Genomic DNA, 25,387 nt, shown 5'->3' with positions numbered 1-25,387 from the left:
TCTAACTGAGAATAATAACAATGAATGAACGTCGTGCTTTAGGCTTTGGAATAGCTGCGGTTCTCTTATGGTCAACTGTAGCAACCGCTTTTAAAATCACTTTAGAACACTTTACCCCGACCCAAATGCTCACCATTGCCAGTGCCGTTTCTATTCTTGCACTAGCGGGTGTTGCGGCTTACCAAAAAACCTTATCGCAATTAGTGAATACCTTCGTTGCCAACCCTTTGTACTACATTTTACTTGGCGCGATTAATCCACTGGCTTATTACTTGGTTCTCTTCAAATCTTACGATTTATTACCGGCTTCTCAAGCGCAACCAATCAACTACAGCTGGGCAATCACACTGACTTTAATGGCGGCGGTTTTTCTTGGTCAAAAAATACGTAAACAAGATTGGATTGCTTGTGTTCTTGGCTATGCTGGTGTGATTGTTATTGCCACTAAAGGCGATGTATTAGGCTTAGAGTTTGACAGTCCTTTAGGTGTTGGATTGGCTCTCGTTTCAACCTTATTGTGGGCGAGTTACTGGATTTTAAATGCAAAAAATAAAGCGGATCCTATTTTAGGGCTATTACTTGGCTTCTTGGTTGCACTTCCGGTTGCGATTGGGTTGAGTATCTATGAAGGTGCACCTTGGGCACAAATCCCAATGAGTGGTTGGCTAGCGGTGTCTTATGTCGGCTTGTTTGAGATGGGCATAACGTTTGTATTGTGGTTATCAGCACTGCGTTTAACTCAAAATACAGCGCGTATCAGTAACCTGATTTTTGCTTCTCCGTTTATCTCTTTATTACTATTGGCAAATATCATTGGTGAAGAGATCCATCCATCAACATTGATTGGCTTGGTTATGATTGTGTGTGGATTATTAGTTCAGCAATTTTATGGTAAGAAAAAAGAGACAGAGATTGCAATTGAAAGTGAATAGATAACGGTTTATCAGGCACAAAAAAAGCAGCGTTTATTCGCTGCTTTTTAATTTGTGTGACTTATTTATATTAAGCGCAAACTATTTGCTTGATAAATAAGCTTGAAAATCTTCTAAAGAGACGCCTTCTTTGGCCATTTCTTCGGCTAATTTTTTTGTTGTTTCGCCTTTGCGCTCTTCAATTACCACTTGGAATTGGTAAATAAGATCACGCAATGTTGGTACAGACACTTGTCGTGCAGCACTTCGTACTCGTTCTTGGCTTTGATTACCAAGTTCTGAAAGAAGTCGACCAAACATAAGTTTCTCTGGCGACTCTTCCATCTGCTCTAGAACACGAGCCATTTCAATAATAGACATCGACATTGCGTGTTTTGCCCTGTTTTTATAATAAACCAATAATAATCTAAGTGCTGAATATACACTGAAACGAAAACTAACTGAATATATTAAAAGCCAAAAGCGCTCTATTTATGTACAAATTATGCGATTAACCTCAATCGATACAAGGTCACATTAGATAATAGAGAGTTCAACTTACTCCGCTATTTTCTCTGAATGCCATACTTTGCCTTTTTTGCTTAATAGGATCAGCAAGCCTGGGATAAGAAGCCACATCATTAGCGTTAAAAGCTGTGCAGAAGGGAGTGCTAATCTTTGCATTGTGCCAACAATGACGCCTGCACCACTCATTTGGAACAACCCTAATAATGCAGCAGCAGTGCCCGCTCTATCACCAAAAGGTGCTAATGCTTTACCTGCCGCCGAACCCAGTACCCATGCGAAGCCTACTGACGAGAAGAAAATCGGGATCATAAACGCCCAAGCTTGCTGAATATGTTGGAACCCTAGCATTAGTCCGCCAGCGACAATAAGTACGCTCAAGCCAAAAAGGAGTGCTTTTCGGGTTCCGAATCTGATCATAAATTTAGGTGCTGCAAAACACGCCGCGATATTTAATACCGCATTTACCGCAAACCAATTAGTAAATTCTTGCATTGTCAGCCCAAGCTTATCAATCAGAAATACTGGTGCAGAAGTAACGTAAGCTAAGATAACTCCCATCGCTAACATACATAAGGTTGCGTGGAATAAGAATGTTGGATGCTGTAGTACCGACCAGTAACGAGATGGGCTGATTAAACGCCCTGTTTGTACTGTGTCTTTCGGTTTTGTTTCTTTGTAATTAATCGCAATCAACGCTAGAGCGACAAGTGCAAATCCAGCCATAAAACTGAAGTTTGAACGCCAGCCAAAATGAATGGTTAAGTAACTGCCTAAAATAGGTGCTAATGCCGGAATAAAGCAGATTGCCCCATTAAGGTAACTGATCATTCGACCGCTTTTTTCAGCACCAAACGAATCACGTACCGAAGCAAAAGCAGCAACTGAAGTCGCACAAGCACCAAAACCTTGCAGCAATCGAGCAATTAATAGCATTTCCATTTCTTGAGCTGAATACGCAAGTGCAGCACTCAAGCCATAAATAACAATACCCGTTAAGGCTATTGGTCGACGTCCATAGCGATCAGCCAATGGTCCCGCAAATAATTGCCCAAGGCCCATACTAAACATAAACCACGTAATGGTGTCTTGACCTAAGGTTGAAGCCACTTGAAATTCACTTACCATTAAAGGTAAGGCTGGAAGATAGATATCAATCGCTAATGGGCTAAATAAAACCAAAATAACCATTAAAGCGATAATCTTTTTATCTGATTGTTGCGTTGGTAGTGCAGAAACTGGCGTGTGCATGTGTAACTCCTAAAATAGTCAGTGGAGTGTACGTAATTAGAGATATGAACAGAAATGGTTTATATTCAGATCTAACATTCTGTTTTGGAATATCTCTATGTTTTTTGAAAAGCTGAGTAAAGTCGATCTGAACTTACTACTGACTCTCCATTTGTTATTGGAAGAAAAAAGCGTCACACGTGCAGCTCAACGCCTCTGCTTAAGCCAGTCTGCGGTGAGTAAAAACTTAGCGAAATTACGTGAACAATTTAACGACCCTCTATTTACTCGTACCGCTTACGGTCTGCAGCCCACAGCTAAGGCTCGTAACCTTCAGGTACAGTTGCACACACTATTAAGTCATTTAGAAAGTATTACCGAGTCAGCCACATTTGACCCTCAACACAGCCATTACCGCTTTCGTGCAGGCTTAGTTGAAAGTACTTATCCATTGCTTTTGCCACACTTCATGTCCTACATTTTAAATGAAGCGCCTAATGTCATGCTCGATACCCATGCATGGGATGCCCATACTTTAAAGAAATTGCAATCTGGCGAAATGGACATTGGTATTACAGGTAAAGATTTAGACCCAAAATACGCCAACATCACAATGCAAATGCCTGCTGATATTCGAGGCCAAGAGATTTATCGAGATAGCCAAATGTGCTTGGTTCGTCAAGACCATCCGGTACTCACTCAAGAATGGACATTAGATACTTACCTTCAACAGCGTCATGTTCAAGTGCGCTGTGATGGTAAAGATCAGTGGTTACTTGATTACAAATTAGCTGATAAAGGATTGGAACGAAGCATTGGTATCATAGTGCCTGATTTTAACAGTGCAGCCAGTTTATGTACCCATACTGATTTGGTGTTCACCGCCCCAAGTCACTTTATTAAACTGGTCGCTAAGCAATTAAATTTGGTCGTATTGCCTCTACCAACAGAGTTACCACAAATGGCCTACACACTTTTTTGGCATCAACAAAAAGACAATGATGCTGCCAATTGTTGGCTACGCAATATCATTATCAGCCACTGCCAAGATTTATCAGCATCAACAATTGCAGATACTCAATAAAAGCGCTAGGTTATAGCTCGAATACAAATAACGCTTTCTGCCTCGACACGACACGGACAGAACAATAATAAGGACTATCCAGATGCATCCTCAAACTTCTCAACGCATTGAGCAACTTCGCTCTTGGCTTGCACAACAAGATTTCGACGCCCTAATCATTCCACATGAAGATGAATTTTTAGGTGAGTACATTCCTGAACATAATGAACGTCTATTATGGGCAACAGGATTTACAGGCTCTGCTGGTGCCGCGGTTATCACGAAAGATAAAGCCGCCATTTTTGTTGATGGTCGTTATACCGTTCAAGTTCGCAAACAAGTACCTGCAGATGTATTTGAATATCGTCACCTGCACGAAGAACCATTATTAGAATGGATTAAAGAAACTCTAAATACTGGCGCAAAAGTAGCGATTGATCCTCGTATGCATACCGCTCAATGGTTAAAAAATGCAGCACAAACCGTTGAAGGTGCAGTGACATTAGAAACCGTAAGTAACAACCCAATCGATCTTATTTGGAATGACCGTCCAGACGTTAAAGTCTCGGATGTTCGTTTAATGGAGTTGGAACTGGTTGGTCAATCAAGCACTGATAAACGCAAACAAATCGCTCAAGCAGTCGCAAAGAAAAATGCGAATGCTGCTTTATTAACGCAATTAGATTCAATCTGTTGGCTATTGAATGTACGTGGTTTAGATGTATCTCGCCTACCAGTACTTCTGTCTCATGCCATCATTCATGCTGATGAAACAGTCGACTTCTTCTTAGACCCAGCTCGTCTTCCTGTAAATTTCAGTGAGCATGTAGGCCAAGGTGTGCGAGTTCATCACCCAGAAGCACTGCAATCAACATTAGAATCACTTTCAAGTAAGAAGGTAATGGTTGATTCAGCAACATCAAATGCATGGATGTCATTAGTACTTGCCGACGCAGGCGCAGAACTTATCGAAGCGGCTGATCCATGTTTACTGCCAAAAGCAGCAAAGAATGAAACAGAAAAAGCAGGAATGAAAGCGTGTCATATTCGTGATGGTGCAGCGATGGTTAAATTCCTAACTTGGTTTGACGCTGAAGTTGAATCAGGCACCCTGCATAACGAAGCGATATTAGCCGACAAACTACAAGCCTTCCGTGAAGAAGATGAAACACTGGCCGATTTAAGCTTTGATACAATCTCAGCGGCTGCCGGCAATGCGGCAATGTGTCATTACAATCATGAGAACCAACCAGAGCCAGGTCAGCTACAAATGAACAGCTTGTATCTTGTTGATTCAGGCGGTCAGTACCCAGATGGCACAACCGACATTACTCGTACACTGCCAGTTGGTACACCAAGTGATGAAATCAAACAGCAATTCACCTTGGTACTAAAAGGTCATATTGGTTTGGCTTCAGCTCGATTCCCTAAAGGCACCTGCGGTCATCAATTAGATATCCTTGCTCGTCAACATTTGTGGGCTCAAGGCTACGATTACGATCACGGCACGGGTCATGGTGTGGGTCACTTCTTAAGTGTTCACGAAGGTCCGCAAGGCATTTCTAAGAAAGTAAATACTGTCGCTCTACTTCCAGGCATGGTTTTATCTAATGAACCAGGTTATTACCGTGCAGATGAGTTTGGCATTCGTATTGAAAACTTAGAGTTAGTGGTTGAGTTTGAAACGAAGGGTGATTTCTCTGTACTTGGTTTTGAATCACTAACACGTTGCCCTATCGATAAGCGTTTAATCAATGTTGATATGTTGAACCGTCCAGAACTTGCTTGGTTAAACAACTATCACCAAAAAGTATGGGATGAAGTAAGCCCATTAGTTGAAGGTGATGTAAAAGAGTGGCTAAAACAAGCAACAGCAGAGTTACGTTACGAAGGTTAATTACCGATTAACTCTACCGTTTAAATAAACTTAAATGTCACTTTTTACAGTGGCATTTTTTTTGAAGCAAATAAAGGTTCCACGTGAAACACCTTTAACTTCACGCTTTCACTGCAAGGTAATGTATCAAACCTAAGACTATTCCGCACAGTATCTCATTAGTGATATTTCACTCAATACAACTAATACAGAACGATAAACCGATCACATACAGCCAATCCATTATAAGTAATCCTTCCCTTCGAATTTAAAGGAATATAGGACTACACATAATGAAAAAAACACTGTTAACTCTTACTGTTTCAAGCCTTCTTTTTAGTGCATCATCAATCGCCTCCGCGCCAAACACCGACTTAAATTTGATGCCATACCCTCAATCAGTAGAGTTAAAATCAGGTCAGCTAGCCATTAACCACAACTTCAGTATTTATATTGATGGCTATAAATCTGAACGCATTCAACAACTAGCGCAACGTATCATTCAACGTGTAGAAGCTCAAACAGGGTTACCATTACTGACACCGTTTGCAACCTCAAAAAAAGAAGCCACACTCGTTATTGATGTTAGCAAGGCAGCCAAAAACAAAATTCAAGACATCGATATTAATGAGTCATACGAGTTAACCATTAATAAAAACCAAATCGTCTTAGAGTCAAAACGTCCTTATGGTGCAATTCGTGGAGCAGAAACCTTTCTTCAATTAATTAACACCACTAAAGACGGTTACTTCGTTCCTCAAATTAATATTGAAGATGAACCTCGCTTTCCATGGCGTGGCGCATCATTTGACTCCTCTCGTCACTTTGTCACCATCGACACAATTAAACGTCAAATCGACGGCTTTGCTTCAGCAAAAATGAATGTCTTCCATTGGCACTTATGGGATGACCAAGCTATCCGAATTCAAATCGAAAGCTATCCGAAATTATGGGAGAAAACCGCGGACGGTGACTTCTATACGAAAGATGAAATCAAAGACGTTGTTGAATACGCACGCCTACGCGGTATTCGAGTGATCCCAGAAATCTCACTACCAGGTCATGCTTCAGCAGTTGCACACGCTTACCCTGAATTAATGTCTGGTGAAGGCAAACAATCGTATGACCAACAACGAGCTTGGGGTGTATTTGTTCCTCTAATGAATCCAATTAATCCTGAACTCTATGTCTTCTTCGACAAAGTATTCAGTGAGGTGACTGAACTCTTCCCTGATGAGTATATTCATATTGGTGGTGATGAACCAAACTACCAACAATGGAGTGACAATAAAGAAATCCAAGCATTCATCAAAGAGAATAATATTGATGGCAACCGTGGTCTACAGTCATACCTAAATGCACGTATTGAAAAAATGCTGAACAGCAAAGGTAAAAAAATCATGGGTTGGGATGAGATTTGGCATAAAGACCTACCAACCTCAATTGTGATTCAAAGCTGGCGTGGTCATGACAGTATTGGTCGTGCAGCAAAAGAAGGCTATGCCGGATTACTATCAACCGGCTTCTATTTAGATCAACCACAACCAACAAGCTACCATTACCGCAACGACCCTATGCCAAAGGGCCCGCAAGTCGATGACCAACTGAACACCGGTGAAACATTCGAAACCTACACTTGGCAGAAACCAAGAGGCAAAGGTGGCCCGCGTAAAGGAACGCTAACCATCATTACTGATAAGAATGGTGATGCTCGTGCCTTTACCGATTACAACGGCAAGTCACGTGCAAAAGTCGATATCATTGAATACACCAAAGGTGAATCATTCCGTGGTCACTTTGATAACTTCATGTCTTACACTGAATTTAACCTAACCTTTGATAGCGGCAGTATTGAAAAAGCGAGCTACCAACTTGTTGGTAATGTTCGTTGGCCAACCACAGGTGAAATGACAGCAAGTTCATCAATCAAAAACTCAGAGATCCCAGCACCTAATGGTGGTTACCCTGTTGCTTTAGATAAAGATGAGCAAAAACTGATTCTTGGTGGCGAAGCGGCTATCTGGGCAGAGAACTACGATGACCTAACTGTTGAAGGTCGCATTTGGCCTCGAACTTATGCAGTTGCTGAACGCTTATGGTCTGCTGAAGCGCTTACCGATGAAGACAGTATGTATCAACGTCTTCAAGCTATGGATAACTGGGCAACCATTTCTGTTGGCTTACAGCATCAAACCAACAGCTATAAACAGTATCTACGTATTGCTAACGGCGGTGATGTCTCTGCATTAATGAGCTTTGCAAACTACGCAGAACCTGCGCAGTACTACGCTCGAAACTGGGCTAAGTTTAATTCAACCGAACCTAAGGGTGAACTATACAATCAATATGAAAGATTGAATCGTTTTGCTGACGCTGTTCCTGTAGAAAGCTTCGCGGTACTAGATATGATGAAACTGGCAGAAACGGCAGTAAACAATAAAGCTGATTTAAAAGCGCTGAAGCAGCACTATCAAACTGTTCTAGAGAGTGCACAAACATCAGAAGTGATCTTTAACAACAATATCGCTTCTCTTGATACTGCACCGTTAGCAGCAAAACATATCGAAGTAGCAACAGCAGCATTAGCGGTTATTCAAGAGCTTGAAAAAGGTAAGAAGCCGACATCAAAGCAACTGGATAATCTATTAACGATCACTACCAATGCATCAGGAATGTATGATGAGATGATTGTCGCTATCGTGCGTCCAACAGAAGAGTTGGTTCGTCAATTACGCAAATAAGCATTAATTAACTAACTTAAAATCAAAGTAATCAAACCATATAAAGTACCACTCAATATAGAGTGGTACTTTTTATTTACTGAGTAGCCAAACACACTCGATCACCGTTTCACTTTGAAAGCGACATTTCTTTCAGTCCACAGTAAAGCTCCGCTCCCAGTCTTTCCATACAGGCTCAAACCCTCTAGCCTGAACAGCTTCTGCAACCGCTAAAGCAGAACGCTCATCACTGATAGAAAACTGCTCTAACTCTTCATTGTCATTAGCATACCCACCCGGTTGAGTTTTTGATGCAGCAGACACAGAAGTGATCCCTAAAGGTAATACATTATCTCTAAAGTGTTCTGACTCCCGAGTAGACAGCGATAGCTCAACCTCTGAATTGAATAAACGGTAAGCACAAATTAATTGTACAAGCTGTTTATCATTCATGAGTGATTTAGGTTGAAATGCCCCTTCGCATGGACGTAACCTTGGAAACGAAATTGAATAACGAGTTTGCCAATATCGACGCTCTAAATAATCCAAATGTGCAGCAACAAAAAAACAATCCGTTCGCCACTCTTCTAACCCAATAAGAGCACCAATTCCAATTTTGTCTATCCCCGCTTTCGCTAATCTATCTGGTGTTTCTAAACGATATTCAAAGTCCATTTTATTACCACGAAGATGATGCTCCGCATACGTCGATGGGTGATACGTTTCTTGATAAACCATCACCGCATCTAAGCCTAAGGTTTTTAATTCTGCGTACTCGTCTTGCTCAAGCGGCTGAACTTCCATTGCCAAGTAATTAAACGACTGCTTTATTTGTGGTAATGTTTGACGAAAGTAATTCATCCCCACTTTGGTTTCATGTTCACCCGTTACCAAAAGAACACTATCAAAGTTCATCGTTTTAATTGCTGAAATTTCTTGTGCTATTTCGTCTTGATTAAGGGTCTTTCTCTTAATTCGATTCTCCATTGAAAAACCACAATAAGTACATGCATTGGCACATAGATTAGAAAGATAGAGAGGGATATAAAACCCAATAGTATGCCCAAAGCGTTGGCGAGTTAAGCGCGCAGATTCTTGAGCCATAAGTTCAAGATAACTTTCCGCTGCAGGAGAAATCAACGCTTTAAAATCCTCAAGATCACGTTTAGGTTTATTCAGTGCTCGCTCTACATCATCAGCCGTTTTACTGTAAATTGAGAGTTTCACCTCATCCCAATTCAGCTTTTTCCACTCATCGGTAAATGTCATTTTCACTCACCTTATCAATCTAAAAATGCAGTCAATGGACTGGAAGCAACTGCTTGAGTATTTACGGAGGCTAAGCCATTCTCGTAAGCCAGTCGTCCTGACTGAACCGCTAACTTAAAAGCCGTCGCCATCGCAATAGGATTTTTGGCTGCTGCAATCGCCGTATTCACCAGCACTGCATCTGCTCCCATTTCCATCGCAAACGCAGCATGAGATGGCGCACCGATACCGGCATCAACCACAACAGGTACGCGAGCTTGATCAATAATAATTTCTAAAAAGTCACGACTTGCAATACCTTTATTCGAACCAATGGGGGCCCCTAGAGGCATCACTGCAGCACAACCCACTTCTTCTAAACGCTTGCACAAAACAGGATCAGCATGGCAATACGGTAAGACGATAAAACCTTGACGAACTAATTCTTCTGCTGCTTTTAATGTTTCAATTGGATCGGGCATTAAATACTTAGGGTCTGGATGAATCTCTAATTTTAGCCAATTGGTTTGCAGGGCTTCTCTGGCAAGTTGAGCAGCAAAAATTGCTTCTCTAGCGTTCTTCGCTCCTGACGTATTCGGCAATAGATTAATACCAGCATCAACAATTGGTTTTAATATATTGTCTTCAGGGTTATTCACCTCCACACGTTTCAGCGCCATGGTCGCCAATTCAGAGCCCGATTCTATTAATGATTTTTGCATTATGCCTGAGTTGGGAAACTTTCCGGTTCCAGTAAACAAACGTGATGAAAAAGATTTACCGGCAATGATTAATGAGCCACTCATGTTAGCCTCCTGCTATCGCTTGAAATAATGAAATGCTTTCGCCATCAGAAAGACAACGGGTTTGCCACTCTGATCTTGGGATTATTTGATTGCTCATCGCTAATGCGCACCCTTGAGTATCAACCTTATGCAGGGCAAGAAAAGAGTGAATGGAGTGTGTTTTCTCTACTCGATAAACCACATTATTCAGCTCTATTGTTATTAGATTACTCACAGATAAACTCTCCATTAATACATTCTTGGCTTTGCACTGTTTCACGTGAAACATGAGGGTGTTGTTGGGATGGACAACAAACAGAACAAGTGTTGTCTTTAGGGATATCAATACAAGACCATTGAAGTGATTTGCCATCAAATTGATGAATCGAACTCCACTTAACCCAACTTGGCTGAGTGAGATACTTGATGGTTTCTAACGCTTGTAGGTTTCCAATCATGCCAACCACAGGACCGATAATGCCAAATGACTGACAGTTCTGCGTTTGCTGACTTTCTGTAAATGGAAACAAGCAATGGTAGCAAGCTGATGCATTTTGATTATCCTGTTGCTGATTAGAGAACAGCATCAGTTGTCCTTGCCACCCGATTGCCGCACCAGAAATAAGCGCTACTCCTTTTTTTACACAAGCAGCATTAATCTCATGGCGCGTAAATAAGTTATCGCTACAGTCGAGAACGACATCGACTTGAGTCAGAAAGCGAGATAATTCAGGTTCAGATAAATGATGATTGATAACCTCAACCGTAACGGCATTATTTAGATCTTTTATCTGCTGCGCCATAGCAATCGCTTTGTTCTGAGCGATATTCGATTTACGATAAATAACTTGTCGCTGTAAGTTACTCAATTCAAGTTTATCGCCATCAGCGATAATCAAGGTCCCTATGCCAGCAGCAGCTAAGTACATTCCAACGGCAGAGCCAAGCCCTCCACAACCAATCATCAATACTGTGCTATTTCTTAATGATAACTGCCCTTTTTCACCAATATCAGGCAACATGACTTGACGGCTATAGCGGAGGAAGTCTTGATCATTGAGCCCCTCCATTAGTAAATTACTCATAAATAGCCTCGACATTTTTCTTCTCTCTTGGCTTAGCAAGAATAGCGGTAAACTGAGTTATAACTTCTTCGACACTGCTAGCCTGAGTAATCGCGCGAACTACCGCAATACTGTCTACACCGGTTTGCCACACTTGCTCTGCGACCGTAAGATCAATGCCACCAATAGCAACGGTTGGAGTATCACCTGCTAGCTGTTGGTTTTTCGCTAAATTAACTAGGCCTTGCGGTTGTGATGGCATATCTTTGGTGGGTGTAGGAAATATATGTCCAAGCGCTAAGTAACTAGGATTGAGAGCTTTCACTTTCAATAGCTCACTGTCATCATGAGTAGATAACCCCAAGCAAATGTCTGCATCTGATATGGCCTGCAGATCAGCAATTTCTATATCTTCTTGTCCAAGGTGAATTCCAAATGCCTTGTGTTTAATGGCTAGCTGCCAATAGTCATTAATAAACACTTGAGCATCATATTGACGGCCAAGTTCGATTGCTTTGATTACCTGCTCTTCTATGTCTGCTTGTTCTGGATTCTTAATTCGTAATTGAACCGTTTTCACCCCAAGGCTAAGCACGGTTTTAATCCATGACACATCATCAACCACGGGGTAAAGACCAAATTTATTTCTATCAATCGCAGGAAAAGTATACATACTCATCTCTCCTCAAACCTTCGATAAACAAGCGATGTTTCACGTGAAACACCACTTACTATTTATTACTACATCTTCAATATTGATTTAAAAGAAAGATAATGAGCTATTCCGTTTCTACCGCAGGATGATAAAGTTCAGAACCTGACGCTTTAAACTCTTCTGATTTCTGACGCATTCCTTCAAGTGGATCATCAATCATTTTGATCTCAATCGCTTGGTCTAATGCGACTTGATCGATATCTTTGGCGTACTCACGAACCTCTTGTGAAATTTTCATTGAACAGAATTTAGGTCCACACATTGAACAGAAATGAGCAACCTTGCCAGACTCTTGCGGCAGTGTTTCATCATGAAATTCACGCGCGGTGATTGGATCAAGAGAGAGATTAAATTGGTCTTCCCAGCGGAATTCAAAACGGGCTTTTGATAAGGCATTATCACGGATTTGAGCTCCCGGATGACCTTTGGCTAAATCCCCTGCGTGTGCTGCTAACTTATAAGTAATCAAGCCAGTCTTCACATCGTCTTTATTTGGTAAGCCTAAATGTTCTTTTGGCGTCACATAACACAACATGGCACAGCCATACCAACCAATCATGGCAGCACCAATACCTGATGTAATATGGTCATACCCCGGAGCAATATCTGTAGTTAATGGGCCTAAGGTATAAAATGGCGCTTCATGGCAATGCTTCAATTGCTCGTCCATGTTCTCTTTAATCATATGCATAGGTACATGGCCAGGGCCTTCGATGATCACTTGAACATCGTAATCCCACGCAACTTTGGTTAGTTCACCTAACGTTCTTAATTCAGCAAATTGCGCTTCATCGTTAGCGTCGGCAATTGAACCCGGACGTAAGCCATCGCCCAAAGATAAGGCAACATCGTACTTAGCACAGATTTCACAGATCTCGCGAAAGTGCGTATATAAAAAGCTTTCTTGGTGATGAGCCAAACACCACTTCGCAATGATTGAGCCACCGCGCGAAACAATACCCGTCACTCGCTTTGCCGTCATTGGAACATAACGAAGCAGTAAACCGGCGTGAATCGTAAAGTAATCAACGCCCTGTTCGGCTTGCTCAATTAAGGTATCTCGCATCACTTCCCAGTTTAGGTTTTCAGCAACACCATTTACTTTTTCTAACGCTTGATACATTGGAACGGTGCCAATGGGTACCGGACTATTACGTAGAATCCACTCACGAGTTTCATGAATATTTCGACCAGTAGACAAATCCATTACGGTATCGCCGCCCCAACGCGTTGACCAAACTAGTTTTTCGACTTCTTCTTCAATTGATGAACTGACAGACGAGTTACCAATATTGGCGTTAACTTTAATTAAGAAATTACGACCAATGATCATTGGCTCAGCTTCTGGATGGTTTATGTTTGATGGGATAATAGCGCGGCCTTCTGCCACTTCTTTACGCACAAATTCAGGAGTGATTTCTTTAGGTAAGTTAGCCCCAAAACTGTGTCCGGGGTGTTGATGATTTAACTGCTCATCTGCAAACTTTTGACGTCCCATGTTTTCACGGATCGCAATATATTCCATCTCAGGCGTAATTATTCCCTGACGCGCATAATGCAGTTGGGTAACACATTGACCTTGTTTAGCACGACGGATAGCTGGCAGGTTTCCATAACGAAGTTCGTCTAAGGTATCATCTGCCAATCGTTCTTGAGAATAAACCGAACTAACCCCATTCAACATTTCTGTATCACTGCGCTCTTCAATCCAACGCTCACGCAATTTCGGTAAACCTTGATAAACATCAATCTCATAGTTTGGGTCAGTATAAACACCAGAAGTGTCATAAACTTGAATAGGCTCATTTGGCGTTAGTGTCGGATTCTCTTTTGTCCCACCAACTAAACTGTCAGCCAAAGCAATTTCACGCATAGGTACGCGAATATCTGGACGAGAACCTTCAATATAGACTTTACTTGAATTTGGGTATGGTTGAACCGACAGCGATTCAATATTGGTTTTAGCATCTAAACGTGCTTGTTTGCGACTTGACGACATAGCAAAATTCCTTGATAAAAATAGAATAATTGCTTGTCGGATTTGAGTTGTAGCAAGAGGTTCTTAGTTTAAGATACAACAGAGAATAGACCTGCATATCTGTATGTTATGAATTACACAAATAAATTAAAGCCAAAATTCAGCTACGATTTATCATTAAATAATTCGGTTAGTGATTAACAAACTAAGATAAAAAATATCTCTTGTTCCCTTCGCAGGTATTAGCCTGATCAGGTTCTACGGATCCCGCAACGCGGTCTCAGCTCGTACTATAAAAGTACTAAGCACTCCGACAAGTTTCTTTCAGATCTTCCTAATGAAAATCTGAATGTGTCCGGAGTATAAAGAAAGTACAGAGGAAATGAAATGGAAGAGAAGGAAGTTATCAAGTGGTTGGCTGAGTTTGTGAGTGAACGCATATTGAGCTTTGTATATAACAATTCATATTAACCTTGTGTGCTTCGCAACAAAAAAACCACCTTTGTCATCCGTAGCTCTTACACCACCAAATACAATGTTCTTTTTTGTGGAGAAGCACATTAGGTTCTAAACACGCCATCATGACATACTGAACCTTGTGTGCTTCGTAACAAAAAACCACCTTTGTCATCCGCAGCTCTTATCACCATCAAATACAATGTTCTTTTTTGTGGAGAAGCACATTAGGTTCTAATCTAAATGTTCCACGTGAAACTATTTGTCTTTCTTAGTTAGTTTTTTCGCCAAATGCTTTAGCCACGAAGAGTTATGCTCGCGGTAAGAGCCAATTTTATTAGAACCATCATGATCACGGCCATGCTCTAACGTTTTAGATACAGCCACACGCTGAGAAGAATAAATACCCGTATGACCACTAAAGTAATACGCGGTATAACACGCTAACGCAAAGTAAGGTAAGTAATCCGCGCCAAACAACTCAACCCCCATAATAGTACAAGCCAACGGTGTATTAGTGGCTGCTGCAAATACCGCTAAGAACCCTAACGCCGCAAACAGATCAACAGGAGCACCCATAACCCAAGCAAGGAAATTACCTAAGGTCGCACCAACAAAAAACAAAGGTGTTACCTCACCACCTTTATACCCTGCCGCTAATGTGATCGCCGTTAAGAGTAGTTTTAAAATCCAACTATACCACTCAGCCCCACCAGTACTGAATGCCGAAGTAATACTCACACCACCATCACGACTTGGATAAACACCAATACCAATGTAATCGTAATTACCAATTAACTGCGTAATAGCAATAACCATTAAGCCACCAACAACTACGATTAAATATGGGTTTTTAAGCGTGGCATTAAATACATCTTTAAAGCCGTGAGTTAATTCACCAAACAGATAACCCGCCAAGCCAAACGCAATCGCAGCAACAATCACCTTCGCCATTAATACCAGGTCGATATCAATCGCATGACCAAATAAAGTACTGACTTGAACAAAATTAATTAAGTAATGAGTATGATGGGCCCCCCACGCAGAGGCCACGACATTCGCTAAAATTGCCGCCAACAAAGCAGGAATGATGGCATTGAATTTAATACGACCAATAAATAACACTTCAAGCGCAAAGATAGCGCCAGTAAATGGGGTGCCAAAGATAGACGCAAAACCCGCAGCAACACCAGCCGTCAGCATCATTCGTCGATCATCTTCAGATAGCTTAAACACTCTAGACAATAAATCTGTCGTTGCCCCCCCAATCTGAACCGCCGTCCCTTCTCGACCTGCTGAGCCACCGAATAGATGCGTAATAACCGTCGTAATTAACACCAATGGACCCATTCGAACAGGAACACCCTCTCCCGCTTCATTTATCTCATCCATGATCAAGTTATTACCACCTGCTGAGTTTTTCCCCCAGTTGCGATAACTGTATACGATCACTAAACCTGCCAACGGCAGAAGATAAATTAACCAAGGATTGGCAATACGAGCTTGAGTCGCTTCGCTTAATAACCAAAGAAAAAAGGCATTAAATGAACCAACTAGTAACGCAACAGGGATTACGAGCAGCGACCAACGGAACATTTGATAAAAGTTTTGCAGATTACGATTTAGAGGATGTGCCATGAGTTTCTATCTTTTAATAATGGTTAATCAAAAGGATAGACTATCTTAGAAGAGAAGAGAAATAACAAACAGCTCTACTATAGACGGATCTATCCCGATACGACCAGAAACAACTGATCAGGATAACGCTACAGTAGGAATCATTATCTCTAAATTAGAGCAGTTAAAGGTGGAAATCCATCACCCGTGATTGGTATTGGAATCAATCAACGAAACAAATGCTACTCCTATCATTTATAAATGGCAAATAAAAAGCATATACATTATTTAGCTTCCATCTTAGTTCAAAGGTATTACTTATTAATAGTATCAATATAAGCAAAGATATCTTTTACATCCTCTTCGTTCAATATGCTTTTCCATGCAGGCATTCCTTCATTACCATTTAGCACTGTATCTATTAACTCACTCTCAGATTCCCAAAATGATGTTAACCCTTCATAGATATTAGATGGCTGCTCAGATAGCGATTCACCCGCAATTCCATCACCGTGCCCTTTATCACCATGGCAAGAAGTACAAAGCATTTTATAGTTTGCTTCACCATTAGATAAAGCTATTGATTCGGCATTTACTGCGCTAATTAAACTGAAACCTAAAACAAGAGCTGTAAGTGTTTTTTTCATAATAAATAATCCCTAAAGTTAATCTACATATAAGGTACACCACACCCTATGAACCTAAGATGAATAAAAAAGGCGCCTAAATTAAGGGCGCCTTTGTTTGCATTTATTATGTTAGTTTACCAAGTTAATACTGGAGTATAGCCACTCACTGCATTAGCCATTTTGGTATTTACACTTTCGAATCCTTTCCAAAGCTTTTTCATTACTGCTGATTTTTTCTTTCTTGCTTGCTGTTTGCCATACATTTCTTCGTTTAGCATCTTCTTTGCAGCAACTTGACCAAGATAGACAGAGCCTAAATCGTAATTCATTGTAATAAAACCTTAGAGATTAATTAAGCAGCAGATTTTACTCTCTACGCCTCAAAAAACAAGATCTAGATCACAAAATAAACCTACTTTAATGAACTACCATTAGTTTTAATTACATCTTGATACCAGTAAAAACTTTTTTTAGGAATGCGTTGTAGGCTACCTTCACCTTTATCATTGCGATCAACATAGATGTAACCATAACGCTTATCAAGTTGAGCCTCTGAATTACTGACTAAATCTATCGGTCCCCATGAAGTAAAACCCATTAACTCCACACCATCAAGAACCGCTTCGCGAGCCTGAACTAGGTGATCGTTCAAGTAAGCTATTCGATAATCATCTTCAATGGTATTTTCTTCTGTTACCACATCTTTAGCGCCTAACCCATTCTCAACAATAAATAGTGGCTTCTGATAACGGTCATGCAGGACATTCAATAACACTCGTAAACCTTTCGGATCGATTAACCAACCCCACTCACTTGCTTCTAGGTGTGGATTAGGAACACTCGCGACAATATTACCAACCTCTTTTTTCTTTGGATCGGCACTTGCACATCCGCTGGCGTAATAGCTGAATGAGATAAAATCAACACTCGCTTTTGCTAGCTCTTCAAGATCACCGTCTGCAAAGTGTAAACTTATCTGATTTTCACGGAAATAACGCAACATGTAACCTGGATACTTTCCGCGGACTTGCACATCACCAAAGAAAAGCCATTGGTTATTCTCATGCATAGCAGCAAGTACATCGTCGGGATGACACGTATATGGGTAGTTAAGCGCCCCTAATAACATGTTGCCAATTTTAGAATCAGGAAGCATTTGATGACATAAGTTAACCACACGAGCACTAGCAACTAATTGATGATGAATCGCTTGATAAATACTTTGCTCATCTGCCTCATCAGGTAGCCCAACACCGGTAAATGGGGCGTGTAGTGACATATTGATTTCATTGAATGTCAGCCATAATTTAACTTTATTCTGGTAACGCTCAAACACGACCTTAGCGTATCGCTCAAAGAACTCGATGACCTTTCTATTACTCCAGCCGCCATAGTTTTCAACTAAAGCATAAGGCATTTCATAGTGAGAAAGAGTGACAAAAGGTTGAATGTCGTACTTGGCTAACTCATCAAAGATCGCATCATAATATGCTAATCCCGCTTCATTTGGCTCGGCATCATCACCATTCGGAAAGATACGAGTCCACGCAATAGAAAGACGTAGACAGTTAAACCCCATTTCATCAAACAATTGAATGTCTTCTGGATAACGATGATAGAAATCAATAGCGAGATCTTTTATGCCATCCGTTCTTGTTTCTCTGGTTTGTGATGGACTAAGAATACCATTAGGAAGCATATCGGAAGTCGATAAGCCTTTACCGTCAGTTTGGAATGCGCCTTCAATTTGGTTCGCAGCAATCGCTCCGCCCCATAGGAAATCTTTTTGAAATGTAGTCATGAGCTGTCTCTACTTATACTCAATAAATTAATTCTAATATGAATATAGTCAATAACTAAAAATAAGTCTGAGAGCCCACTCCCATCACATGTTCTTTTCTCAAATTTCAGATAGCAAAAAGGCTTGTACCTTTCGATACAAGCCTTCTCTAAATATGACAAAGCTAGAGTAATTCAAACTCTCAACACGCGCGTTCTTATGGTGAGGGGAATCCGCAGCTCTTTTCTATGCTTTAGAAACGGAAAAACCCCAGCATTTCTGCTGAGGTCTTAAATATGGCAGGGGTGGAGAGATTCGAACTCCCAACACGCGGATTTGGAATCCGCTGCTCTGCCAGTTGGAGCTACACCCCTGTTGTGCGTGCTATTGTAATGACTTTCACAAGAAAATCCATAGCTAACATGCTAAAAAATAGCATCTAAACTAAAATATCTATCTCTATCGCACAATTCTTTTCAAAACGGCTGAAAATTAACCTTTTTTAATCTTTTCAACAAATTGATCGACACGCAACCAGTTTGTATATTCAACTTCTTTAGTTGGATCCGTCTCTCCACCCGTCATTCTCATGATGAGTTGAATCATAAAGCGATCAAAGAAATTATAACGAGGATAAAATAATGCACCAGCAAACGTATCTTGCAAAGCGGGAACCCAAGAAGACTTCAATAAGAACTTCTTAAAATATGCACTGGTTTCTGGAGTATCTTTCCCCTCCTTACGAGCAGTTAGATTAACAATAAAGAACGCAGCCTTCGCTTGTTCCAAAGCCACTTGATGTTGAGTGATAAACTGATACAACTTCTTATTCAAGTGACCGTAACGGATAGAAGCACCGATAACGACACGGTCATAATCAGAAAGTGAAACCGTTAACGGCTGATGTAAATCGACCAACTCACATTGGACATCACTTCCTAACTTAGTCGCAATGTAATCCAATATTTTAATAGTTTGACCTTCACGACTTGAGTGAAGAAGTAATACTCTTTCCACAGTAAACCCTTTTATCTTTTTAATACTAAAAACTAACTACGCCAAAACGTCGGCGTGAACAAAATAAGCAAGGTAAAGACTTCCAAACGACCAAATAACATTGAGATAATTAAAATCCATTTGGCTGCATCATTTATTTCGCCAAAATGCACTGCAACCTCACCTAAACCCGGACCTAAATTATTTAGCGTCGCTGCAATCGCAGAGAAAGCGGTTAATTCATCAATACCCGTCGCAATCAATGCCAACATACAAATCACAAACACCAAGGCATACGCAGAGAAGAAGCCCCATACCGCGTCAACCACTCGTTGAGGTAGCGCTTTGCTGCCAATTTTAATAGTAAAAATAGCTCTTGGGTGAATAAGACGTTTTAACTCACGCATCCCTTGCAGTGATAACAGTAAAATACGAATCACCTTCATGCCGCCGCCCGTAGACCCTGCACAACCACCAATGAAAGATGAAAATAGCAGTAATACAGGTAAAAACAGTGGCCACTCAGCAAAGCTAGTTGTGGTAAAACCTGCCGTTGTTGAAATGGATACGGTCTGAAATAGTGCCTGATCAACCGCGGTTCCTATCGAATCATAAGTACTGTGCTTGAGTAACAATAAGAAGGTAATAAGGAACAATAATACCTGAATAAAGATAAACGCTCTAAACTCTGGATCTTTCCAATAATATTTAGGGTGCACGCCACCAGAAGCAAACGCAGCAAAGTGCAACGAGAAGTTACACGCAGAGATAAGTAAGAACACCACAGTGATAGCATTAATTACCGGACTATTAAAGTAACCCATACTGGCATCGTGAGTAGAAAACCCACCAATCGCTATTGTTGAAAAGCTATGAGAAATGGCATCAAACCAATCCATACCTGCAGCCCAAAATGCTAAAGCACACGCAATAGTTAAAGTAAGATAGATATACCAAAGTACTTTTGCTGTTTCAGCTATTCGGGGGGTCATTTTGGAGTCTTTTACAGGTCCTGGGATCTCCGCTCGATACAGTTGCATACCACCGATACCTAATACCGGTAAAATGGCCACCGCTAATACGATGATACCCATACCACCAAACCATTGAAGAAGCTGACGATAAAATAAAATCGCTTTAGGAAGATGGTCAAGACCGGTAAGAACGGTCGCACCTGTTGTCGTTAACCCAGAAAATGATTCAAAAAAGGCATTGGTTACCGATATATCAGGTGATCCAGAAAGCAAAAACGGCAATGCGCCTGCACTGCCGATTACCATCCAAAAGAGAACGACGATGAGAAAGCCATCGCGCGATTTCAGTTCTTGTTTATGATCCCGATTTGGGAACCAAAGTGCACCGCCACCAGCCAGTAACAAGAAAAAAGTAATAACAAATGGTACACCGGCACCATCACGATATATAAACGCGATAAAAGCAGGAGCCAACATGAAAAAACTAAACACCGCGAGTAAGATACCCACGATTCGAATAATTGAACGAAACTGCATGATTTATTGGACGCCGAGCGTCACTTATATCCTAAATGGTTGGTATTAAACATTTCACACTTCCGGTGGAAACTCGATCTTTGCACCGCTTTTATTGATTATCGCGGTTTTAAATTCACTAATAACGCGTTTTTCTAATTCGACAGTCATTGTCACTCTATCACTATAATCCGCTGCCACTTGTTGTCCTTCAAATTGATGCAACAAGATTTCGACTAAGCTCACTAAATTATAATCACAATGTAAAACCACGGTATCGGTAATCCGTTTTTCTTCGGTTTCAATCAGCTTTAATGCTTGCTGAACCCCACCGCCATAAGCTTTTACTAAACCGCCAGTACCCAGTTTTATACCACCAGAGTAACGAGTCACTACGGCGGTAATCTCACCAATACCACTACCACTCAGTTGGGCAAGTATCGGTTTTCCTGCCGTACCAGATGGCTCACCATCATCACTAAAGCCCCATTTCATCGAATCTTCAGGCCGACCGGCAACAAAGCCCCAGCAGTTATGCCTAGCATCAGCGTGCTTTGCTTTTATTTCAGCAACAAACGCCTTGGCCTCATCAATTGAAGCGGTTCTAGCAAGGTAGGTAATAAAGACACTTTTTTTGATCTCTTCTTCAAATACCGCCATCGCTTTTGGCACTTGATATGGCTGATCATTCATAGACTACACTGATAGTAAAAACGGAACCTTAAAGTGTATCACTTCTCATGACATTTACGCTTTTTAAGCTGATATTTATTCGCTAATCGAAGAAAGTAAATTTGTGATCAACCAAGACAAACGTAAATAAAATGTTAAATTTAATTTGATATCTGTTTATTTTAGCATCACTATTAACTGGTCAAACCAGATTATCATAATAACGAATACTTTATCTGGTTATCATTTCATGGAGATAGAAAATGATTTATCAAGGTGAAAACCTCTCTGTAGACTACATCGAATCAGGCATTGCTCACCTCGTATTTAATGCGACAGGCAGTGTAAACAAGCTCAACCTTGCTACCCTACATTCACTTGGCGAAGCCATTGATGCACTCTACAAACAAAAGGATTTACAAGCCCTCCTGCTCTCATCTGGCAAAAATGCCTTTATTGTCGGAGCAGACATTACTGAATTCCTAGGGCTATTTGATACCCCGCCAGAAGAACTTAGTGATTGGTTACATCAAGCTAATATAATATTTAATAAGCTAGAAGACCTTCCTGTTCCGACCTTAACCGCTATTACTGGTTTTGCGCTTGGTGGCGGTTGTGAGTGCGTATTAGCAACCGATTTTCGTTTAGCAGATGAAACAGCATCGATCGGATTACCTGAAACACAACTCGGTATTATGCCTGGTTGGGGTGGTTCTGTTCGTTTACCTCGCTTAATTGGTGCCGACCCAGCGATGGAAGTCATCACTACAGGTAAGCCAAAACGTGCTAAAGACGCATTAACATTAGGTATGGTTGATGGTGTTGTTTCACGTGAAACCTTGATAGACGCGTCTGTTTCTATGCTTAAGCAAGCAATTGCAGGTGAATTGAATTGGCAACAACGTCGTGAACAAAAGAAAGCACCTCTGCAACTGTCTCCACTAGAAGCGGCAATGTCATTTAATGTCGCTAAAGGCATGATAATGAAAATGGCAGGAAAGCATTATCCTGCCCCTCTAACAGCGGTTAAATCAATTGAACACAGTGCTGCAATGAGCCGAGATGACGCATTAGCAGTAGAAAACAAAAACTTTGTTGCTCTAACTCGCACCGAAGTAGCAAAATCATTAGTTGGTATTTTCTTAAACGATCAGTTCGTTAAGAGCAAAGCAAAACAAGCGGTGAAAAATAGTGAGCCCGTAACAAGCGCGGCGGTTTTAGGTGCAGGGATCATGGGCGGTGGTATCGCTTATCAATCTGCATCAAAAGGTGTACCAGTTTTAATGAAAGACATTGCTCAACCATCGTTAGATTTAGGTATGAACGAAGCATCTAAACTGCTTAATAAGCAATTAGAACGTGGGCGTTTATCTGGTTTGAAAATGGCTCAGGTACTCTCCTCTATTACTCCCTCTTTAAACTACGGTGGTATAGATAGCAAAGACGTTATTGTTGAAGCGGTTGTTGAAAATCCAACAATTAAAGCGGCAGTATTAGCGGAAGTTGAAAATGAAGTTAACGAAAATGCAATTTTAGCGTCGAATACTTCAACTATTCCAATTTCACTATTAGCAAAATCACTAAAGCGTCCTGAAAATTTCTGTGGTATGCATTTCTTCAACCCAGTGCACCGTATGCCACTTGTCGAAGTGATTCGTGGTGAGAAAACCTCACAACAAACCATTGATCGCGTCGTCGCTTACGCCTCTCAAATGGGTAAAACCCCAATTGTTGTTAATGACTGCCCAGGATTCTTTGTAAACCGTGTTCTTTTCCCTTATTTCGCAGGCTTTAGTTTATTGCTGCGTGATGGTGGCGATTACCAACAAATCGATAAAGTGATGGAAAAAGAGTTCGGTTGGCCAATGGGACCAGCTTACTTACTTGATGTGGTTGGTATTGATACGGCGCATCATGCTCAAGCGGTGATGGCACAAGGGTTCCCTGAGCGCATGGCTAAAAACGGTCGAGATGTTATTGATGCAATGTTTGATGAAGATCGCTATGGCCAGAAAAATAGCACTGGGTTCTATGCTTATAGCGTTGATAGAAAGGGAAAACCGAAGAAAAGTGTTGATGATGGCACCAGTGCGATCATTGCAACAGTAACCGATACAACCCAACCTTATACCTCAGAGCAAATTAGTGCTCGAATGATGATACCTATGATTAACGAAGTGATCCGATGCTTGGACGAAGGCATTATTGCTTCTCCAGCAGAAGCCGACATGGCGTTAGTGTATGGTTTAGGTTTCCCTCCATTTAAAGGCGGTGTTTTCCGCTACCTTGATGCGATTGGGTTATCTACTTACCTAGAGATGGCGAAAGAGTTTGAGCAACTTGGTGCGGTTTATCAAGTACCGGAAAGCATCAAACAAAAAGCAGCGGCCGGTGAGTGTTATTACCCTGCCCCTAAGTCACCATCAGTATCGACTCCATTAACGTCAGCCTAGGGAAGGATTTATCATGAAAAATGTAGTTATTGTTGATTGTATCCGTACGCCAATGGGTCGTTCTAAAAATGGCGTGTTTCGTCATACTCGCGCCGAAGATTTATCAGCGCACTTAATGAAAGGCTTAATAGAGCGAAACCCAAAAGTCGATCCGAATCAAATCGAAGACATATACTGGGGTTGTGTTCAACAAACCTTAGAGCAAGGGTTTAATATTGCTCGCAATGCCTCATTATTAGCTGGCTTACCAAAATCTATCGCTGCAACCACGGTTAACCGTTTATGTGGTTCATCTATGCAAGCACTGCATGATGCTTCTCGCGCTATCATGGTTGGTGATGCCGACATTTGTATTATTGGCGGCGTTGAGCACATGGGCCACGTACCAATGAATCACGGTGTTGATTTCCATTCTGGTTTATCAAAAAGTGTGGCTAAAGCCTCTGGCATGATGGGTTTAACGGCTGAAATGTTAGGTAAGATGCACGGCATTACTCGTGAACAACAAGATGCCTTTGCACTTGCGTCACACCAAAAAGCACATCGAGCAACAGTTGAAGGCTATTTTGATTCTGAAATTTTACCGATTGAAGGTCACGATGAAAATGGTGCTCTCACTTTAGTAAAACATGATGAAGTCATTCGCCCAGAAACCACACTTGAAGGGTTAGCTGCGCTGCGACCTGCCTTTGATCCTGCGAATGGTACCGTAACTGCGGGCACCTCATCTGCATTATCAGATGGTGCATCGGCAATGCTCGTTATGAGCGAAGAAAAAGCCAATGAATTAGGCTTAACCATTAGAGCGAAAGTTCGTTCAATGGCAGTCTCTGGCTGCGATCCATCCATCATGGGTTATGGACCAGTTCCTGCCACTCAAAAAGCACTGAAACGAGCAGGTTTATCGATTGATGAAATTGATTTGTTCGAATTGAATGAAGCGTTTGCAGCTCAATCCCTACCATGCATTAAAGATTTAGGTTTAATGGATGTCATGGAAGAGAAGATTAACTTAAATGGAGGGGCTATTGCGCTAGGACACCCATTAGGTTGTTCTGGATCTCGAATTGCCACCACGTTAATCAATAACATGGAACGTACTGGGGCTAAACTTGGTGTCGCGACTATGTGTATTGGTCTTGGTCAAGGTATCGCAACGGTATTCGAACGACCTTAGAC

General features: G+C 41.2%; 20 protein-coding genes, 1 tRNA gene, 1 pseudogene and 2 riboswitches. Of the genes and pseudogenes, 6 read left to right on the top strand and 16 right to left on the bottom strand.

Annotation, left to right across the window (positions count from 1 at the left end):
- Nucleotides 1-20 precede the first annotated feature (20 nt).
- Nucleotides 21-932, top strand: a complete 912-nt coding sequence (locus AC2INI_RS00180) for a DMT family transporter (RefSeq protein WP_122033405.1) — start codon at nucleotides 21-23, stop codon at nucleotides 930-932.
- Between the two features lie 81 nt (nucleotides 933-1,013).
- On the opposite strand, the gene tsrA is transcribed toward AC2INI_RS00180, so the two are convergent.
- Both tsrA and AC2INI_RS00170 read right to left on the bottom strand, forming a co-directional pair.
- Nucleotides 1,014-1,298, bottom strand: coding sequence for an H-NS-like global regulator TsrA (gene tsrA, locus AC2INI_RS00175; RefSeq protein ID WP_122033406.1), 285 nt, complete (start codon nucleotides 1,296-1,298; stop codon nucleotides 1,014-1,016).
- Nucleotides 1,299-1,469: 171 nt separating this feature from the next.
- Entirely contained in the window at nucleotides 1,470-2,687 is a 1,218-nt protein-coding gene (locus AC2INI_RS00170; RefSeq protein WP_486305055.1) for a multidrug effflux MFS transporter, read from the bottom strand.
- A 97-nt stretch (nucleotides 2,688-2,784) separates the two neighbouring features.
- Here AC2INI_RS00170 and AC2INI_RS00165 point away from each other — a divergent pair, with 97 nt between their 5' ends.
- The 3 genes from AC2INI_RS00165 (at nucleotide 2,785) to AC2INI_RS00155 (ending at nucleotide 8,346) form a co-directional block, all read left to right on the top strand.
- Nucleotides 2,785-3,750: a LysR family transcriptional regulator gene (locus AC2INI_RS00165; protein ID WP_122033408.1), complete on the top strand. Its 966-nt coding sequence runs from the start codon at nucleotides 2,785-2,787 to the stop codon at nucleotides 3,748-3,750.
- A gap of 82 nt (nucleotides 3,751-3,832) precedes the next feature.
- Nucleotides 3,833-5,626: an aminopeptidase P family protein gene (locus AC2INI_RS00160; RefSeq protein ID WP_486305054.1), complete on the top strand. Its 1,794-nt coding sequence runs from the start codon at nucleotides 3,833-3,835 to the stop codon at nucleotides 5,624-5,626.
- Between the two features lie 272 nt (nucleotides 5,627-5,898).
- Nucleotides 5,899-8,346: a family 20 glycosylhydrolase gene (locus AC2INI_RS00155; protein WP_486305053.1), complete on the top strand. Its 2,448-nt coding sequence runs from the start codon at nucleotides 5,899-5,901 to the stop codon at nucleotides 8,344-8,346.
- A gap of 132 nt (nucleotides 8,347-8,478) precedes the next feature.
- On the opposite strand, the gene thiH is transcribed toward AC2INI_RS00155, so the two are convergent.
- The 14 genes and pseudogenes from thiH to AC2INI_RS00085 form a co-directional block, all read right to left on the bottom strand.
- On the bottom strand, nucleotides 8,479-9,594 hold the full coding sequence (thiH, locus tag AC2INI_RS00150) for a 2-iminoacetate synthase ThiH (protein WP_122033411.1): 1,116 nt from the start codon (nucleotides 9,592-9,594) through the stop codon (nucleotides 8,479-8,481).
- A 14-nt stretch (nucleotides 9,595-9,608) separates the two neighbouring features.
- On the bottom strand, nucleotides 9,609-10,379 hold the full coding sequence (locus AC2INI_RS00145) for a thiazole synthase (protein ID WP_122033412.1): 771 nt from the start codon (nucleotides 10,377-10,379) through the stop codon (nucleotides 9,609-9,611).
- 1 nt (nucleotide 10,380) lies between these two features.
- Complete coding sequence (gene thiS, locus AC2INI_RS00140; RefSeq protein WP_486305052.1) at nucleotides 10,381-10,593, bottom strand: sulfur carrier protein ThiS; 213 nt, start codon at nucleotides 10,591-10,593, stop codon at nucleotides 10,381-10,383.
- Complete coding sequence (locus tag AC2INI_RS00135) at nucleotides 10,586-11,443, bottom strand: HesA/MoeB/ThiF family protein (RefSeq protein WP_486305051.1); 858 nt, start codon at nucleotides 11,441-11,443, stop codon at nucleotides 10,586-10,588. Before AC2INI_RS00135 ends, thiS begins: the two co-directional genes overlap by 8 nt.
- Nucleotides 11,436-12,089 (bottom strand): annotated as a pseudogene (gene thiE, locus AC2INI_RS00130) (thiamine phosphate synthase); the annotation flags it as partial. The gene AC2INI_RS00135 and the pseudogene thiE, both read right to left, overlap by 8 nt.
- Nucleotides 12,090-12,201: 112 nt before the next feature.
- Nucleotides 12,202-14,136: a phosphomethylpyrimidine synthase ThiC gene (gene thiC, locus AC2INI_RS00125; RefSeq protein WP_486305050.1), complete on the bottom strand. Its 1,935-nt coding sequence runs from the start codon at nucleotides 14,134-14,136 to the stop codon at nucleotides 12,202-12,204.
- A 190-nt stretch (nucleotides 14,137-14,326) separates the two neighbouring features.
- A riboswitch (TPP riboswitch) is annotated at nucleotides 14,327-14,438 on the bottom strand.
- Between the two features lie 391 nt (nucleotides 14,439-14,829).
- Nucleotides 14,830-16,209 (bottom strand): voltage-gated chloride channel family protein, encoded by a 1,380-nt coding sequence (locus AC2INI_RS00120; protein ID WP_486305049.1) that lies wholly within the window; start codon nucleotides 16,207-16,209, stop codon nucleotides 14,830-14,832.
- A gap of 127 nt (nucleotides 16,210-16,336) precedes the next feature.
- Nucleotides 16,337-16,403, bottom strand: a riboswitch (Fluoride riboswitch).
- A 99-nt stretch (nucleotides 16,404-16,502) separates the two neighbouring features.
- On the bottom strand, nucleotides 16,503-16,835 hold the full coding sequence (locus AC2INI_RS00115; protein ID WP_122033417.1) for a c-type cytochrome: 333 nt from the start codon (nucleotides 16,833-16,835) through the stop codon (nucleotides 16,503-16,505).
- A gap of 116 nt (nucleotides 16,836-16,951) precedes the next feature.
- Nucleotides 16,952-17,146, bottom strand: coding sequence for a hypothetical protein (locus tag AC2INI_RS00110; protein WP_122033418.1), 195 nt, complete (start codon nucleotides 17,144-17,146; stop codon nucleotides 16,952-16,954).
- An 83-nt stretch (nucleotides 17,147-17,229) separates the two neighbouring features.
- Nucleotides 17,230-18,618, bottom strand: coding sequence for a glycoside hydrolase family 1 protein (locus AC2INI_RS00105; protein WP_486305048.1), 1,389 nt, complete (start codon nucleotides 18,616-18,618; stop codon nucleotides 17,230-17,232).
- 276 nt (nucleotides 18,619-18,894) lie between these two features.
- A tRNA-Trp gene (locus AC2INI_RS00100) sits at nucleotides 18,895-18,971 on the bottom strand.
- 118 nt (nucleotides 18,972-19,089) lie between these two features.
- Entirely contained in the window at nucleotides 19,090-19,614 is a 525-nt protein-coding gene (gene hemG, locus AC2INI_RS00095; RefSeq protein ID WP_122033420.1) for a menaquinone-dependent protoporphyrinogen IX dehydrogenase, read from the bottom strand.
- Nucleotides 19,615-19,646: 32 nt separating this feature from the next.
- Nucleotides 19,647-21,104, bottom strand: coding sequence for a TrkH family potassium uptake protein (locus tag AC2INI_RS00090; RefSeq protein WP_122033421.1), 1,458 nt, complete (start codon nucleotides 21,102-21,104; stop codon nucleotides 19,647-19,649).
- Nucleotides 21,105-21,158: 54 nt separating this feature from the next.
- Nucleotides 21,159-21,776: a YigZ family protein gene (locus AC2INI_RS00085; protein ID WP_122033422.1), complete on the bottom strand. Its 618-nt coding sequence runs from the start codon at nucleotides 21,774-21,776 to the stop codon at nucleotides 21,159-21,161.
- A gap of 242 nt (nucleotides 21,777-22,018) precedes the next feature.
- On the opposite strand from AC2INI_RS00085, the gene fadB reads away from it, so the two are divergent.
- Together fadB and fadA are read left to right on the top strand one after the other, a co-directional pair.
- Nucleotides 22,019-24,208 carry a fatty acid oxidation complex subunit alpha FadB gene (gene fadB / locus AC2INI_RS00080; protein ID WP_486305047.1) on the top strand — a complete coding sequence of 730 codons (2,190 nt, stop codon included), beginning with the start codon at nucleotides 22,019-22,021 and terminating at the stop codon, nucleotides 24,206-24,208.
- A 13-nt stretch (nucleotides 24,209-24,221) separates the two neighbouring features.
- Entirely contained in the window at nucleotides 24,222-25,385 is a 1,164-nt protein-coding gene (gene fadA, locus AC2INI_RS00075; protein WP_486305046.1) for an acetyl-CoA C-acyltransferase FadA, read from the top strand.
- Nucleotides 25,386-25,387: the final 2 nt, after the last annotated feature.

Source organism: Aliivibrio friggae (assembly GCF_057368515.1).
This window is presented reverse-complemented; position numbering and strand designations above follow the sequence as displayed.

What these genes read in the sequence shown, in the direction of transcription:
- AC2INI_RS00180 (WP_122033405.1), top strand. Translation starts at nt 21, where the DNA reads ATGAATGAACGTCGTGCTTTAGGCTTTGGAATAGCTGCGGTTCTCTTA.
- tsrA (WP_122033406.1), bottom strand. Translation starts at nt 1,298, where the DNA reads ATGTCGATGTCTATTATTGAAATGGCTCGTGTTCTAGAGCAGATGGAA.
- AC2INI_RS00170 (WP_486305055.1), bottom strand. Translation starts at nt 2,687, where the DNA reads ATGCACACGCCAGTTTCTGCACTACCAACGCAACAATCAGATAAAAAG.
- AC2INI_RS00165 (WP_122033408.1), top strand. Translation starts at nt 2,785, where the DNA reads ATGTTTTTTGAAAAGCTGAGTAAAGTCGATCTGAACTTACTACTGACT.
- AC2INI_RS00160 (WP_486305054.1), top strand. Translation starts at nt 3,833, where the DNA reads ATGCATCCTCAAACTTCTCAACGCATTGAGCAACTTCGCTCTTGGCTT.
- AC2INI_RS00155 (WP_486305053.1), top strand. Translation starts at nt 5,899, where the DNA reads ATGAAAAAAACACTGTTAACTCTTACTGTTTCAAGCCTTCTTTTTAGT.
- thiH (WP_122033411.1), bottom strand. Translation starts at nt 9,594, where the DNA reads ATGACATTTACCGATGAGTGGAAAAAGCTGAATTGGGATGAGGTGAAA.
- AC2INI_RS00145 (WP_122033412.1), bottom strand. Translation starts at nt 10,379, where the DNA reads ATGAGTGGCTCATTAATCATTGCCGGTAAATCTTTTTCATCACGTTTG.
- AC2INI_RS00135 (WP_486305051.1), bottom strand. Translation starts at nt 11,443, where the DNA reads ATGAGTAATTTACTAATGGAGGGGCTCAATGATCAAGACTTCCTCCGC.
- thiC (WP_486305050.1), bottom strand. Translation starts at nt 14,136, where the DNA reads ATGTCGTCAAGTCGCAAACAAGCACGTTTAGATGCTAAAACCAATATT.
- AC2INI_RS00120 (WP_486305049.1), bottom strand. Translation starts at nt 16,209, where the DNA reads ATGGCACATCCTCTAAATCGTAATCTGCAAAACTTTTATCAAATGTTC.
- AC2INI_RS00115 (WP_122033417.1), bottom strand. Translation starts at nt 16,835, where the DNA reads ATGAAAAAAACACTTACAGCTCTTGTTTTAGGTTTCAGTTTAATTAGC.
- AC2INI_RS00110 (WP_122033418.1), bottom strand. Translation starts at nt 17,146, where the DNA reads ATGAATTACGATTTAGGCTCTGTCTATCTTGGTCAAGTTGCTGCAAAG.
- AC2INI_RS00105 (WP_486305048.1), bottom strand. Translation starts at nt 18,618, where the DNA reads ATGACTACATTTCAAAAAGATTTCCTATGGGGCGGAGCGATTGCTGCG.
- AC2INI_RS00090 (WP_122033421.1), bottom strand. Translation starts at nt 21,104, where the DNA reads ATGCAGTTTCGTTCAATTATTCGAATCGTGGGTATCTTACTCGCGGTG.
- AC2INI_RS00085 (WP_122033422.1), bottom strand. Translation starts at nt 21,776, where the DNA reads ATGAATGATCAGCCATATCAAGTGCCAAAAGCGATGGCGGTATTTGAA.
- fadB (WP_486305047.1), top strand. Translation starts at nt 22,019, where the DNA reads ATGATTTATCAAGGTGAAAACCTCTCTGTAGACTACATCGAATCAGGC.
- fadA (WP_486305046.1), top strand. Translation starts at nt 24,222, where the DNA reads ATGAAAAATGTAGTTATTGTTGATTGTATCCGTACGCCAATGGGTCGT.